Source organism: Gluconobacter albidus (assembly GCF_002005485.1).
Classification (GTDB): Bacteria; Pseudomonadota; Alphaproteobacteria; order Acetobacterales; family Acetobacteraceae; genus Gluconobacter; species Gluconobacter albidus.
Window position 1 is genome coordinate 729,712 of sequence record NZ_CP014689.1, and the last position, 14,226, is coordinate 743,937.

Below are 14,226 nucleotides of genomic sequence, written 5' to 3' on the forward strand. Positions count from 1 at the left end.
TTGCGCATTTGCCCTTAGGATCTTTTCCCCGCTCTGAAGGCACGGTCTCCTCTCCCATCGGGGGAGGAGCGAGCGCCGTTCCCGTCCATGTCGCCGTGATCATGGATGGAAACGGCCGCTGGGCGCGTGCGCGCAGGCTCCCGGTAATCGCAGGACACCGCCAAGGTGCGGAATCCGTGCAGAAATGCGTCCGCACGGCCATCCAGCAGGGCGTGCGATATCTCACGCTTTATGCATTTTCGTCCGAGAACTGGCGTCGCTCGACGAAAGAAGTCGGAGATTTGACTTCTCTGTTGCGCTTTTATCTGCGCCACAAGATCAACGAACTCCACGGGCAAGGTGTGCGGCTGCGGGTCATCGGCGAGCCAGAGCGATTCGAGGGGCCTTTGCGCGAAGAACTTCACCGTGCTGAAACCCTCACGCTTCACAACACTACCCTGACCCTGACGCTTGCACTGTCCTATGGCGGCCGTGCTGAAATCGTGCAGGCCGCCCGCCGTCTCGCCGAAGATGCGGTTGCTGGCCGGATCACGGCTGACAGCATCACGGAAAACACGCTTCACGATGCCCTGCAGACAGCCGACATGCCCGATCCCGATCTGGTGATCCGGACCAGTGGCGAATGTCGGTTGTCCAATTTCCTGCTCTGGCAGAGTGCGTATGCCGAACTGATCTTCATGGATGTGCTCTGGCCCGATTTTGGCGAGCCCGAATTTCTGGACGCCCTGTCGCGTTTTGCCGGTCGTCAGCGCAGATTTGGTGGACGCCCCGCATGAGCAGTGCTTCTGCACGATGGTCCGATCTGCGGTTGCGTCTTCTGTCGGCCGCAGTTCTTGTTCCTGTCGCCGCTTTCTGCATCTGGCGCGGTGGTCTGGTCTATGATGCGCTGATCCTTCTGGCGATGTTCGGTCTGGTCTGGGAGGGCGAGACGCTTATCCGCCAGCCCCTGAAAACATGGCGCGGCGGTCTGCTACTGGCCTGGCCCGTAATTGCCGGTCTTGCTGCCCTGAAAGGGGAGTGGAGCGCCGCCTTCTGGATGATCTGGCCGACCCTGATTTTTGGGTTTCCCGCCAGCGTTCCCGTCATCGTCTCCATTGTTGGGGGCCTCTCGCTTCTGTGGCTGCGTCATCTGCCTTTTGGTATGGCCTCGGTTCTTTTCGTGCTGTCCGTCGTGATTGCCAGCGACAGCTTCGCGTATCTGACAGGTCGTATTTTTGGTGGTCCGAAGCTGGCTCCGTCCATCTCGCCCGGTAAAACCCGCTCGGGTGCTATCGGAGGGCTTCTTGGAGCGTCTCTGGCGGGTGGCCTTGTTGCGTGGCTGGCTGTCCCGGGAACGCAGATCGGCGGTCTGATCTGTGGTGCGGTTCTGGGAGTTTTTTCCCAAAGCGGGGACCTTCTGGAAAGCGCGGCCAAACGCCGGCTGGGCGTGAAAGATTCAGGACGCCTCATCCCCGGACATGGCGGCCTTCTGGATCGCTTTGACGGTCTTCTCGCAGCGGCTCCTGCGGCGGCCCTGTTGTCGCTTGCGGTGGTAACGCAGCCTTTCTGGTCCATCCTTCCTGCACACTTACCCACTTCTTACGGGAGTTCTTCGCATGACTGACGGTTCTGCACGGTCCACACGCCGTCGCATCACAGTGCTGGGCAGCACCGGCAGTATCGGAACCTCCACGGTCGATCTCCTTGCCCGGATTCCGGATGAGATCGAGGTCCGGGCGCTGGTTGGAGGCCGCAACGCAGCGCTTCTGGCCGAACAGGCCCGTCGCCTGAATGCTGAAGTGGCTGTCCTGCATGACGAAAGCCGTCACGACGAACTGAAATCCCTGCTTGCAGGCACCGGCATCCGGACGGCCGCTGGCCGCCAGGCCGTGATTGAAGCCGGTGCCATGGAAGCTGACTGGACCATGGCTGCGATTACGGGCGCTGCGGGTCTGGAACCCACACTGGCCTCCGTTCGCAACGGACATGCCGTGGCACTCGCAAACAAGGAAGCGCTCGTCTGCGCGGGCGATGTCATGCTGCGTGCCGTTTCCGAAGCCGGTGCCACCCTTCTGCCCGTCGATTCGGAACACAACGCCATCGCCCAGTCTCTGGGGGGCTGTGACATGGAGAGCGTTGAGAAGATTATTCTGACGGCGTCAGGAGGTCCGTTCCGCAAGTCGACGCTTGAAGAAATGCGCGCAGCTACCCCGGAAAAGGCCCTGAAGCATCCGACATGGTCGATGGGCGCCAAAATCACGATCGATTCGGCATCCATGGCCAACAAGGGGCTGGAAGTCATCGAAGCCGCCCGTCTGTTCGGTCTGACCGAAGACCGGATCGACGTTCTGGTTCATCCGCAGTCTGTCGTGCACGGTCTTGTGCAGTTTCGGGATGGCAGCCTCGTCTCCCAGATGGGGTCTGCCGACATGCGCATTCCCATCGCCCACACGCTCGCCTGGCCAAAGCGTATGGCCACGCCCTGTGGACGCCTTGATCTGGCTGCTTATGGCCGCCTCGAGTTTGAGGCGCCGGACGAGGTCCGGTTCGCCCCCCTCCGCCTCGCCCGACAGGTCCTGCGGGCCGGCGGGGCGGCACCGGCCGTGTTCTCCGCTGCCAACGAAATCGCCGTCGAGGCATTTCTGAACCGTCGTATCGGATTTCTCGGCATTGGCGAGACAATCGACGCTGCCCTGCAGGCCATGACTGAAAATCCCGAGCTCAAAAGTCTGGATGACGTCCTGCACTGGGACGCGCGGGGGCGCGACCTTGCCGAGGCCCATATCCTGCGGGCCAGTGGACATCTGCGAAACCACGTCAGTGAGACCGCCCTGAATGCATGATCTTCTGCGGACCATTCTGGCCTATGTCCTGATTCTGGGCATTCTCGTTTTCATTCACGAGCTTGGGCATTATCTGGCGGCGCGTTGGCGCGGCGTGAAGGTCGATACGTTTTCCATCGGTTTTGGCCCTGCACTCTATCGTTGGCATGACCGCTCCGGCACTGAATGGCGCATCAGCGCCATCCCTCTGGGCGGTTTCGTCAAACCGCACGGGTTTGAAGGTCCGGAAGACGCGACCGAAGAACAGAAAGCTGCGTGGATTCCGGGTCGGACGTTTCACGACAAGCCCGTGGGTTCACGGGCCATCGTCATTCTCATGGGGCCGATCTTCAACTTCATCTTCGCCATTCTGGCGTTTACGGTGCTGTTCGCAGTCATCGGCAAGCCGGAACTTCACGGGGATATTTCACAGGTCGTTGTGGGAAGCCCTGCGGATCATGCCGGCGTCAAGCCTGGCGACGTAATCACCCGGATCGGAGAAACCCACATCCTCGGCGCCGAGGATGTGATGAATACCGTTTCGTCCCATCCGGGGCAGCAGACGGTCCTTGGTATCCATCGCGGCACCGAGGATCTCAGCCTGCCCGTCACGTTCGATGCCGTGAAAAGCGGCGGCCACGAGACGGGCAGCCTCGGGGTTGCTTTTGCCATTTCCCGTGGAAATCCTGTTTCGCTTCCTTCGGCATTCATTATGGGCATCCAGGAAACCTGGGATAAATCGGTCATGACGCTGCAGGGTGTGTGGCAGATCATCAGCGGCCAGCGGAGCGCCAGGGAACTCGGGGGTACGATTCGCATCGCACAACTCTCGGGACAGGTCGCCAGCTATGGTCTGGCCAGCATCATTTCCTTCATGGCGCTGCTTTCGATCAATCTGGGCCTGATCAATCTCTTTCCAATTCCGGTGCTCGATGGTGGCCGTCTGGTCTTTTATGCGTGTGAACTCGTCCGTGGGCGGCCGGTCTCGCGCAGGGTTCAGGAGATCAGCATGCAGGTCGGAATGGCGCTGATCGGCGCCCTTTTCCTCTTCTCGACATTCAACGATCTGACCAATATCGGGCTGTTCCACTGGATCTTTCACGCAGTAAGCTAAATATTCTGAAAAGACTTGTGATACAGTTGAACACGTCAGGGCATCTTGCGCGGGGCAGGGGTTATCGGATACCTCGGCCAGTGGCGTAACGTGTCAGTCGCCTGCAAAAAATATGTTACAAGGAAAGCCGGTTTGTCAGGATCACGGTCAAGAGGTTCCCGGTCTTCGAACACGCGTCTGCTGCTTCTCGCATCAGCCTGCCTGCTGCCGGTCGTCCTCGGAACAGCTCAGGCGCGTTCCGTTCGTCATCAGGCCCCGGCATCAACGCCCGGCGGAAACATCATCAGAGCCATTTCGGTCAAGGGAAATACCCGGATCGAGACGAGCACGGTGCTGTCCTACATGGTCGCCCAGCCAGGTGACACGTTCAATCAGGACGACCTCGACCGCTCGCTGAAGACGCTTTACGCCACCGGCCTGTTCAAGGATGTCACCCTGCACCGCGATGGCGATACGCTGCTCGTGGATCTGGTCGAGAACCCGATCGTCAACCGCATCGTCTTCGAAGGCAATCATGCGCTGAAGGATGAGGATCTCCGCAAGGAAATCAGCCTGCGCCCGCGCGCGGTGTTCTCGGCGGAGACCACCGCTGCCGACCGCCAGAAGATCCTGAACCAGTATGCCGGCAAGGCCCGCTTCGGTGCGACCGTTACGCCGCAGATCGTCAAGCTGTCCCATAATCGCGTTGATGTGGTGTTCAACATCAACGAAGCGCAGCAGACACTGATCAAGAAGATCGTTTTCGTCGGCAATCATGCCTTCAGTGAGGCGCGTCTGGCGCAGGTCATCTCCTCCAAGGAGTCGATCTGGTACCGCTTCTTCTCGTCGGCTGACGAATATAACCCCGAGCGAATCAAATACGATGCGGAGCTGCTGCGCCGCTTCTACCTGCATAACGGCTTCGTGGATTTCCACATGGTCGATGCAACGGGTGAGCTCGCCCCCGATCACAAGTCTTTCTACATTACCTTCACTGTTCACGAAGGTGACCGGTATCGTCTGGGCAAGATGGACGTCCGCTCAAGCGTGCGCCATGTCACGCCGGAAATGCTCCGTCCGCATGTCGAGCTGTTCCCGCACCAGATCTATGATGGTACGGCGATCCAGAACAACACCAAGAACATGCAGGAATGGTTGCAGGCCACCGGTCATCCGTTCGCCATGGTCCGTTCGGAAATCGCCCGAAATCCGGAAAAGCACGTTGTTGACCTGCTGTTCGATGTCACAGAAGGTCCGCATGTCTATGTCGAGCGTATTGACATCAACGGCAACACCATTACGCATGACGACGTGATCCGCCGGAACCTGCCGATGGCTGAAGGGGATCCGTACACCCCGTTCGATCGCAAATATTCCAAACTGGGCCTTCAGGATCTCGGCTATTTCAGTTCGGTCTCCGTTGACCAGACACAGGGTTCCGCGCCCGATCGCGTCAACGTTTCTGCAAACGTGGTGGAGAAGCCGACCGGTGAGTTCTCGCTGGGTGGTGGTTATTCGACGGACGTCGGTATTCTCGGTAACGCCTCGATCAAGCAGCATAACCTGCTCGGAACGGGCGTGGATGCCGGTATTTCGGGAACGGTCGCCTATTATGAAAAACAGGCCGACATCTCGATCACGGATCCCTACTTTCTGAACCGGAACCTTGTTGCTGGTGCTGATTTCTATTTCATCCAGAACAACTACCAGACGTATCAGAGCTATAAGGAATCCCAGTACGGCATGAGCCTGCGTCTGGGTTATGCCTATAACCGCTATCTGTCGCAGTCCTGGAACTATACTCTCGTTGATCGTCAGGTCGGCAATTTCTACGATGCTTCTGCCGTGGCATCTGATCCAAGTCTGATCCAGTGGGTGCCTTCGATTTACGTTCAGCAGTCTGCCGGTTGGTCACTGCTCTCGCAGATCAGTACGTCCATAACCTATGACCGTCGTGACCAGCGGGCAAAGCCGCACTCCGGTTATATGTTCAAGGTTGGTGGCGACTTCGCAGGTCTGGGTGGCAATTCCAAATACGCCCGCGTGAAGGCTGATGGCGCTTATTACCTGCCGCTTGATGACCTGACCGGCAATCATGACTGGACCTTCCAGTTCAAGGGCGGCGTGGGTTACATGGGCGACTGGAGCTCCAGCGGAAACCGCAACATCATTGATAACTTCTATCTTGGTGGTGAAAACCTGCGAGGATTCCTTCAGGGCGGTGTCGGTCCACGTTCGGGACATCTCAAAATCAACGGCGTCTATATCCCTGCACAGGGCCAGGAAGATCTTCTGGGTGGCCGTTTCATGTATACGGCCTCCGCACAGCTCAATTTCCCGCTGCCTATGGGTGATGATCTCGGAATTTCCGGTCGTGGATTCATTGATGCGGGTAGCCTTGCGGGTCTTCGCGTCAAGCATCTTTATACGAATCGTACGAATGATGGGGACAACTATACTCCTATCACCGGTGACAATCTGATTCCGCGCGTTTCCGGTGGCCTTGGTGTGTCGTGGAAGAGCCCGTTCGGTCTTGTCAATATTGATGGTGCCGTGCCGATCCGCAAAGAACACGGCGACCGTCTATACCCGCTGCGTTTTGGTTTCGGTCAGCAGTTCTAAGCTGTCCGAAACTTTGCCATTCTGTTTTCCAACCCCTTGCCAAGAGGTGGTCATGACCCTCAATTCCCTGATGCGCACGGTTTCGGCCGGCGCGCTTCTGGCTGCGTCGATTCTTGTCTCCGCTCCGGGTGCTCACGCGCAGGCCGCTGGCGGCAACGGTGGCTGGTTCGTTCCCAAGGCCGCGCACCCCGACGCCCCGCCGCCGCGTCCTGTTCAGCGTCGCGTTCCGGAAGCAGCTCCTGAAGAGGAAGAAGAGTCCGCTCCGTCTGATCAGCAGCAGGCGCCTCCGGTCCTGCCTCTTCCGCCTATCCCGGCGCCTCCGAGCATTGCGAAGGGGGCTCCCCCGCCGGCTGCCATCATTGGCGTCATCAATGTTCAAGCCGTCATGCAGATTTCCAGCGCCTGGCAGGAAATCCAGCAGGTTCTGGGTGCCCGTCGCGATCGTCTGGCGCAGGCTGTCCAGCGTGAAGAGGCCGCATGGCGTGGTGAGCAGCAGAAACTGCAGGCCCAGGCCCGGACCCTGACGTCCGACCAGATCCAGCTGCGTGAGCGTCACCTTCAGGAACGCCGTGCCAAGGACCAGCACGATTTCGGCAGCCAGGCCCGTATCATCCAGGAAGCGGCGCAGGTCGCCATGCACCAGATCGAGCGTGAGCTGGAAGAACCCAACGGCATCATCGCTGCTGTTGCGGCAGCGCATAACATGAATCTGATCCTGCATGCTGAGCAGGTCGTACTGCATGTCGGCGGTCAGGATATCACCGAAGAAGTCGGCGCGCAGCTGAACAAGACTCTGCCGCATGTCTTCATTCCCGATGACGGTGTTGACCCTGAGCAGCTTGCCCGCTCAGGGAAGATGCCGACGACAGCCGATGAACAGCGACAGGCCCAGGGGCCGCAGGGTCAGGCGCCCCAGCAGGCTCCGGCTTCCGCACCGAGCGAGTCCGTTCTTCGTCAGCATCACTGAGGCGAATGTCCGTGTCTGATATGACAGCAAGCGAGACCCGCCCCGGCGACAGCCGTTTTTTTCAACGCTCCGGACCATTTGGTCTGGAGCAGTTGGCTAAAGCATCCGACAGCGACGTGGTTGCCGCAGCATCAGGTAAAAGCGTGGCGGCGTTTCGCGGTGTGGCCCCCCTGCATGTGGCCGGACCTGACGAGGTCAGTTTTCTCGATAACCGTCGCTATCTGCCGCTTCTGGCTGAAACGAAGGCCGGCGCCGTTATCCTGTCGCCAGCGTTTTCCGACAAGCTACCGCCCGATACGGCGGGACTGGTCTGCAAGGTGCCCTATCTCGCCTGGGCCCGTGTCGCCACGCTGTTTCATCCCGATCCAAAGTCTACCGGAGTCCGTCATCCAACGGCCTGGATTGCAGATGACGCAGACATTGGCGAAAACGTCGAAATTGGCCCCTTTGCTGTAATCGGCAGTGGGGCCCGTATCGGCCGTGATACCATCGTGGCCAGTCACGCAAGCATTGGTCAGAGCGTTGAAATCGGTTCCCGATGCCGCATCGGTGCTCATGCTGCCATTTCTCATGCGCGTATTGGTAATCGTGTCACGCTCTATCCTGGCGTTCGTATTGGACAGGACGGCTTTGGTTTCGCCATAGGGCCGGAAGGGTTTGAAACCGTACCGCAACTGGGTCTGGTCGTTCTGGAAGATGGTGTGGAAGTCGGCGCCAACTCCACCATTGATCGTGGCTCCATGCGGGATACGCTGATCGGCGCAGGCACGCGTATCGATAACCTCGTGCAGATCGGTCACAATGCCCGTCTGGGACGATGCTGTATCGTCGTGTCGCAGGCTGGTATTTCTGGCTCTACAGAATTGGGCGATTTCGTCACCATTGCTGCGCAGGCCGGTCTGATCGGACACATCAAGATCGGTTCCAAGGCCCGCATCGGTGCCCAGTGCGGCGTCATGTCGGACGTGGATGCAGGGGCCGATGTTATCGGGAGCCCTGCCATGCCGTTCCGCGAGTTTTTCCGCAATGTCGCAACATTGCGGAAGCTTTCCCGCAAAAGCAGCGACTAGCTGCCCTGTAGCGCGGATGGTAACTCCCCCTCAGGTTTGCTAAGGGAAGCCATTCGCGCTGCCAGAGGGCAGCAATTGACAGACAACACCGCTTGAAGGGCATGGTAAAACGATGGACCGAGTTGACGCTCCAGCCGAACAGATGACTCCCGCGACAGACGCCGCCGCTGCAGGGCATCAGCTTCCGCAGAGCATCGACATCCTCAAGATCATGCAGTCGATCCCGCATCGCTATCCGTTTCTGCTGATCGACAAGATGGTCGAGATCCATGCCGGACAGTCCGCCATCGGCATCAAGAACGTGACGGTCAACGAGCCGTTTTTTCAGGGTCATTTCCCGTCCCACCCCGTCATGCCTGGCGTCCTGATCGTGGAAGCCATGGCCCAGACAGCGGCGACGCTGGTTGTCATGACCCTGGGTGAAGCGTTTGAAGGCAAGCTGGTCTATTTCATGACAATTGAAAACGCGAAGTTTCGCCGTCCGGTCGGCCCTGGAGACCAGCTCCGGATCCATGTGGACAAGGAGCGCTCCCGCGCCAATGTCTGGAAGTTCAAGGGTGTGGCCCGTGTCGATGGCGTTGCCGTGGCCGAAGCGACCTTCAGTGCGATGATCATGGGTTGACGCTGATGCAGATGGCAGGGAAGCGTCCCGAAACCGCCGAAATCCACGCGACCGCTCTCGTTGATCCGCGTGCGCGCATCGGTGAAAACGTGCGCATCGGTCCCTGGTGTCTGGTTGGCCCCAACGTCACCATTGGTGACGGGGTCTGCCTGCACGCATCGGTCATTGTGGACGGATACACGACCCTGCGCGAAGGCGTGGAAGTCTATCCGTTCGTGACGATCGGCCTTGCCCCGCAGGATCTGAAATATGCTGGCGAACCCACGCTCTGCGAAGTGGGCGCCAATACGGTCATCCGCGAAAACGTAACGATCCATCGTGGTACGGCGCAAGGCCATGCGCTTACGCGCATCGGCGCGAACTGTCTGATCATGGCCAATTCCCATGTGGCCCATGACTGCGTCCTCGGTGACCGTGTCATCATCGTCAATAATGTCGTCATGGGTGGTCATGTCGAAATTGACGACGACGCCAAGGTTATGGGCTCGGCAGCGCTGCATCAGTTCGTCCGCATCGGACGCGGGGCTGTGGTCGGCGGTGTCTGTGGCGTCGAAATGGACGTCATTCCTTACGGAAGCGTGCTCGGAAACCGTGCCCGTCTAGTCGGTTTGAACTGGATCGGCCTGAAGCGTTCGGGGGTTGGGCCGGAAGAAATGCAGGCCATGCGCCGTGCGTTCCGCACGCTTTATCCACGGCATGGGGCGACGGAAGCCGTTCTGGAAAGCCGCATTGCCGAAGTCAGGGCGGAATACGGACATCTTCCACGCATTGCCGAGATGCTGGACTTCATGGAGGCTCCAAGCCGTCGCGGCCTGACACGTGTTGCGCGTCAGGAAGGGCAGTCTGAAACCGAAGGCGCCTGATCGTGGGCGACCGGGGCTGCATCGGCATTCTGGCTGGCTCGGGACCGCTTCCCGCACAGGTCGCCGCTGCCGCCATCGCCAAAGGCCGCAAGGTTTTCGTCATTGGCTTCCGTGACTTCGCCGATCGCGCGCTTCTTGATCCTTACCCGCACGAAATCATTCGTCTTGCCGCCGCAGGCGATATTCTTGGCGCTCTGAAGAAAAATAACTGCCGCGAACTGGTCCTGATCGGGCCGGTCCGTCGGCCCGCATGGCGGGACCTGCGTCCAGATGCGGAAGGGGCCCGCATTCTCGCGCGCCTCGGGCGGGCGATCTTTTCCGGAGACGACGGGCTTCTCGGCGCAATCGTCCGTGTCCTCGGCGAAGAAGGTTTTCATGTCCGGGGTGCGCACGAGTTTCTCGAACATGCCACCGGCCGTTCAGGAACCCTGGGGCGTGTGCTCCCTGACACTCAGGCCAGACAGGACATCGCCCGTGGTGTCGATGTTCTCAAGGCGATGGCTGTCCTGGATATCGGTCAGGGATGCGTGGTCCAGAACGGGCTTGTACTGGCGGTCGAGGCTCTGGAGGGGACGGATGCCATGCTGGGCCGCTGCGGGCGCCTCATGCAGGCGGGAAGTGGTGGCGTTCTGGTAAAGATGCCCAAAACCGGACAGGACCTTCGGGCGGACATGCCGACGATCGGGCCGGAGACGCTGGAAAATGCGGCCCGGAACGGATTGCGGGGCGTTGCGTTCCAGCCCGGAGTGACGCTCATGACGGATCCTGCGGGCTGCGTAAAGCTGGCGGATCGTTACGGGCTCTTCCTGTATGGGCTGACGCCGGAAGATCTGAAGGACAAGTGATGAATACGTTTCTGCATACGATGGTGAGAATCCGGGACATTGACCGGAGTCTGGCATTCTACAAGCTGCTCGGGATGAAGGAGCTTCGCCGCAAGGAAGTCCGGGAAGGGCGCTACACGCTTGTTTTCATCGGATTCGCCGATAACGAGCATGGGCAGGCCGAAATCGAACTGACCTACAACTGGGATCAGGAGTCCGATTACGATGTTGGGACCGGTTTCGGCCATTTTGCGATTGGCGCCCCTGACGTGGCGGCTCTGGTCGAAACGGTCCGTTCGGGTGGCGGCAAGGTGACACGCGAAGCCGGTCCGCTGAAATTCGGAACGATCATCATTGCCTTTGTCGAAGATCCCGACGGCTACAAAATCGAGCTTATCGAGAAATCGTAACGTTTTTCAGCAGTTTCAGGGCGTTTTCCAGCGCGTCGATGATCGTCTGTGCGTTCTGTTGGACTGCCTTGTCCCTGTGGGTGCCGAGAATGTCAGCGCAGAGAAGCGCAGGAGCCAAGGCATTGCGCAGGTCGTGACGAAAGGTGGCAGCATCCTGAGATGGTGTGCTGGAAGCAGAATGGTTGCTGGACTCGGGCATGGGGTCAAGTTCCTGTAGGTCTGGCATTGACATGAAGGGCCTGCGTGCTTACAAGCCCGGGTCTCAATCACCGGGCGTTTCGTGCGCCCGATCGACGCGGATGTCCAGCAGTTGAGGCGTCCGCCTGGTTTTTAAGGATCAACGTCATGAAGCGCACGTATCAACCCTCCAAGCTGGTTCGCAAGCGTCGTCACGGTTTCCGTACGCGTAGCGAAACCGTCGGCGGCCGCCGCGTGCTGGCCAACCGTCGCACCAAGGGTCGCAAGAAGCTCTCCGCCTGAGTTCGACCCAGATCGGCACGACCCATACACCGAGCCGTTTGAAAAAACGGCCGCAGTTTCTGCGTGTAGCCGGGAAAGGGCGCAAGGTCGCCACTCCCGGTATGGTTGTACAGATCCTTCCGGATGACACAGCGACCGAAACCCGCGTGGGTTTCACAGTCACGAAAAAAGTCGGCAATTCTGTCATCCGTAACCGCACCCGCCGTCGTCTTCGTGAGGCTCTCCGCCTCGTTGCACGGGAAGACGGTCTGCCTTCCGGCGATTTCGTCCTTATCGGGCGTGACAAGACCCGGGGGCGTGAGTTTTCTCTCCTCAAAGACGATCTGAGGCAGGCTCTTCGCAAGGGGCTGGATGCCAATTTCCGTGAAAAACCTTCCGGGAATTCCAGTCATAGCCGGAATCGGGCGAAATGATTGCGCGCGTCATCAGGAAAGCCGTCACTGCCCTGATGCTGTCGCTCATTGATGCCTACAAACTCTTCATCAGTCCGTTCATCGGTACGAACTGCCGGTTCGATCCGACATGCAGCACCTATGCATTGATGGTGATCCGCGAGCATGGTCCCGTGCGTGGGGGATGGCTTGCGATACGCCGGATCGGGCGCTGTCATCCCTGGTCGGAAGGGGGCATCGACCTGCCTCCGAAGCCACACCGGCATTAAAAACACCCGCCACCTATTGTTTTGGATGCGGTTTTCGGCCACTTGAAGCGCAAGCCCCATTCAGTGAGACGAAAGACCGGCATCCGCCCGATGGACATCAAGCGCATTATTGCGGCCACACTTCTCTCGGCCCTTATCCTGATCGGTTTCGACTATTTCATGCCGAAGCCCCATCAGGACGATCCCCATTCCGTCCCTCATGCGCCTGCTGCGCAGGTTCAGACCAGCGCCCCTGCCGCGTCTGAAGCCCCGGCAGAGACGCAGGTTGCCGCGCGGCGTATTCCTCTGACGGGGCCGGATGTCCAAGGGTCCCTCAACCTGAAGGGCGCGGTGCTGGATGATCTGATCCTCACGAAATATCGCGAGACCCTTGCCAAAGACAGCCCGCTTGTGCGGCTGCTGGACACCGCCGGAAGTACCCATCCCAATTTTGTCGTGATCGGCTGGACCAATGCTCCGGGTTCAAACGCCCGCGTGCCGGACCTGAACACGGTCTGGGACAGTCCGGACGAGACGCTGACTCCGGACCATCCGGTGACGCTACACTGGGATAACGGACAGGGGTTGGTGTTCTCCATCCAGATCGCGCTGGACGACCATTACATGTTCGCGGTGAACCAGACGGTCGAGAACCATTCCGCACAGCCAGTGGCGCTTGTGCCGTTCCAGCGCGTGCAGCGGGATTATGAAGCCCCGGAAGGGGCTTTCACCGCGCATGAAGGTCCGATCGCCGTCGTTGGTGGCCGAATGCAGGACGAGAGCTACAAGAATCTGCGCAAGGGGGCTGATCATCCGGATCACGTCTCCTGGTCGTCCACGGGAACGAATGGCTGGGATGGCATCAGCGACAAGTTCTGGCTGACGGCCGTGGCGCCTGCGGACGGGACGCCCGTTATGGCAAGCTTTGCCTACGTTCCGGGAGCGCCGGCATCCTATCAGGTGGGGATGTCCACACAGGCGCCCCAGCAGATCATGCCGAATGGCTCCATCACCGAGAAGAGCCATGTCTTTGCCGGGGCCAAGGTGCTCAGCCTCTTGCAGTCCTACAGCAAACAGCTTGGAATTCCTGATCTGGACAAGGCGATCGACTTCGGCTGGTTCAGCTTCCTGACCCGCCCGCTGCTGACGCTTCTGCACTGGCTGTATCTGCATATCGGCAATTTCGGTCTTGCGCTGATGGCGCTGACGCTGATCGTCAAGATCGTACTCTTTCCGCTGGCTTCAAAGGCTGCCCAGTCTTCTGCGCGGATGCGTCTGCTGGCGCCGAAGGTCAAGGAAATCCGCGAGAAGAACAAGGACGACCCGATGGCCATGAACCAGAAGGTCATGGCGCTGTATCGTGAAGAAAAGGTGAGTCCGGCCAGTGGCTGTCTGCCGATGCTGATCCAGGCACCGATCTTTTTCTGCCTGTATAAGATCCTGAACATCAGCATCGACGCCCGTCATGCGCCATTCTTCGGCTGGATCCGCGATCTGTCGATGCCGGACCCGACAAACGTCTTCAACCTGTTCGGACTGCTGCCTTTCGACCCGACGCACTATTCCTCGTTCCTGCATGTCAGCATCTGGGGCACGGCGCTGGGTCTGACGTTCTGGCTGCTGCAGCGCCAGACCAGCTCGACGGCGAGCCTTGATCCGGCACAGGCGCGCGTGATGCAGTTTATGCCGCTGGCTTATGTGTTCTTCATGTCCAGCTTCCCGGCCAGCCTTCTGGTCTATTACACATGGAACAACCTGCTGACGGTGGCGCAGCAGATGTTCATCCAGCGCCGGACCGGTCTGCCCGTTCCGGTCTCCCGGACCTGAGGCCGAC

General features: G+C 59.5%; 16 protein-coding genes. 15 read left to right on the forward strand and 1 reads right to left on the reverse strand.

The genetic code is table 11. The features are described 5' to 3' along the window. Nucleotides 1–8: 8 nt before the first annotated feature. The 11 genes from uppS (at nucleotide 9) to gloA (ending at nucleotide 11,272) form a co-directional block, all read left to right on the forward strand. Nucleotides 9–776 (forward strand): polyprenyl diphosphate synthase, encoded by a 768-nt coding sequence (gene uppS / locus A0U94_RS03200; protein ID WP_062110601.1) that lies wholly within the window; start codon nucleotides 9–11, stop codon nucleotides 774–776. Next, entirely contained in the window at nucleotides 773–1,603 is an 831-nt protein-coding gene (locus tag A0U94_RS03205; RefSeq protein ID WP_077802422.1) for a phosphatidate cytidylyltransferase, read from the forward strand. The genes uppS and A0U94_RS03205 overlap by 4 nt, the downstream gene beginning before the upstream one ends. Beyond that, nucleotides 1,596–2,822 carry a 1-deoxy-D-xylulose-5-phosphate reductoisomerase gene (gene dxr / locus A0U94_RS03210; RefSeq protein ID WP_077802423.1) on the forward strand — a complete coding sequence of 409 codons (1,227 nt, stop codon included), beginning with the start codon at nucleotides 1,596–1,598 and terminating at the stop codon, nucleotides 2,820–2,822. The genes A0U94_RS03205 and dxr overlap by 8 nt, the downstream gene beginning before the upstream one ends. Next, nucleotides 2,815–3,915: an RIP metalloprotease RseP gene (gene rseP, locus A0U94_RS03215; protein ID WP_062110595.1), complete on the forward strand. Its 1,101-nt coding sequence runs from the start codon at nucleotides 2,815–2,817 to the stop codon at nucleotides 3,913–3,915. Before dxr ends, rseP begins: the two co-directional genes overlap by 8 nt. A 132-nt stretch (nucleotides 3,916–4,047) precedes the next feature. Next, complete coding sequence (gene bamA / locus A0U94_RS03220) at nucleotides 4,048–6,516, forward strand: outer membrane protein assembly factor BamA (RefSeq protein ID WP_062033524.1); 2,469 nt, start codon at nucleotides 4,048–4,050, stop codon at nucleotides 6,514–6,516. A 52-nt stretch (nucleotides 6,517–6,568) separates the two neighbouring features. Then, the gene (locus tag A0U94_RS03225; protein ID WP_174694413.1) at nucleotides 6,569–7,483 is read left to right on the forward strand and encodes an OmpH family outer membrane protein; all 915 of its coding nucleotides are present in this window, start codon (nucleotides 6,569–6,571) and stop codon (nucleotides 7,481–7,483) included. 20 nt (nucleotides 7,484–7,503) lie between these two features. Then, nucleotides 7,504–8,553 carry a UDP-3-O-(3-hydroxymyristoyl)glucosamine N-acyltransferase gene (gene lpxD, locus A0U94_RS03230; RefSeq protein WP_077803812.1) on the forward strand — a complete coding sequence of 350 codons (1,050 nt, stop codon included), beginning with the start codon at nucleotides 7,504–7,506 and terminating at the stop codon, nucleotides 8,551–8,553. Between the two features lie 142 nt (nucleotides 8,554–8,695). Then, nucleotides 8,696–9,175, forward strand: a complete 480-nt coding sequence (gene fabZ / locus A0U94_RS03235; RefSeq protein ID WP_086649100.1) for a 3-hydroxyacyl-ACP dehydratase FabZ — start codon at nucleotides 8,696–8,698, stop codon at nucleotides 9,173–9,175. A 5-nt stretch (nucleotides 9,176–9,180) separates the two neighbouring features. Next, complete coding sequence (gene lpxA / locus A0U94_RS03240) at nucleotides 9,181–10,038, forward strand: acyl-ACP--UDP-N-acetylglucosamine O-acyltransferase (RefSeq protein ID WP_077803813.1); 858 nt, start codon at nucleotides 9,181–9,183, stop codon at nucleotides 10,036–10,038. 2 nt (nucleotides 10,039–10,040) lie between these two features. Continuing rightward, nucleotides 10,041–10,883, forward strand: a complete 843-nt coding sequence (locus A0U94_RS03245; protein ID WP_086648878.1) for an LpxI family protein — start codon at nucleotides 10,041–10,043, stop codon at nucleotides 10,881–10,883. Further along, the gene (gene gloA / locus A0U94_RS03250; RefSeq protein ID WP_062033514.1) at nucleotides 10,883–11,272 is read left to right on the forward strand and encodes a lactoylglutathione lyase; all 390 of its coding nucleotides are present in this window, start codon (nucleotides 10,883–10,885) and stop codon (nucleotides 11,270–11,272) included. The genes A0U94_RS03245 and gloA overlap by 1 nt, the downstream gene beginning before the upstream one ends. On the opposite strand, the gene A0U94_RS03255 is transcribed toward gloA, so the two are convergent. Then, nucleotides 11,256–11,471: a hypothetical protein gene (locus tag A0U94_RS03255; protein WP_231878160.1), complete on the reverse strand. Its 216-nt coding sequence runs from the start codon at nucleotides 11,469–11,471 to the stop codon at nucleotides 11,256–11,258. The two genes, gloA and A0U94_RS03255, sit on opposite strands and share 17 nt — an antisense overlap. Before the next feature lie 146 nt (nucleotides 11,472–11,617). Between A0U94_RS03255 and rpmH the strand changes: the two genes are divergently transcribed. From rpmH to yidC, 4 genes are all read left to right on the forward strand, one after another. Then, nucleotides 11,618–11,752, forward strand: a complete 135-nt coding sequence (gene rpmH / locus A0U94_RS03260; protein ID WP_062033507.1) for a 50S ribosomal protein L34 — start codon at nucleotides 11,618–11,620, stop codon at nucleotides 11,750–11,752. Between the two features lie 38 nt (nucleotides 11,753–11,790). Next, nucleotides 11,791–12,165: a ribonuclease P protein component gene (gene rnpA / locus A0U94_RS03265; RefSeq protein ID WP_077802424.1), complete on the forward strand. Its 375-nt coding sequence runs from the start codon at nucleotides 11,791–11,793 to the stop codon at nucleotides 12,163–12,165. Then, nucleotides 12,162–12,413, forward strand: coding sequence for a membrane protein insertion efficiency factor YidD (gene yidD, locus A0U94_RS03270; protein WP_062033500.1), 252 nt, complete (start codon nucleotides 12,162–12,164; stop codon nucleotides 12,411–12,413). The genes rnpA and yidD overlap by 4 nt, the downstream gene beginning before the upstream one ends. Before the next feature lie 90 nt (nucleotides 12,414–12,503). Further along, complete coding sequence (gene yidC, locus A0U94_RS03275) at nucleotides 12,504–14,219, forward strand: membrane protein insertase YidC (protein ID WP_077802425.1); 1,716 nt, start codon at nucleotides 12,504–12,506, stop codon at nucleotides 14,217–14,219. Nucleotides 14,220–14,226: the final 7 nt, after the last annotated feature.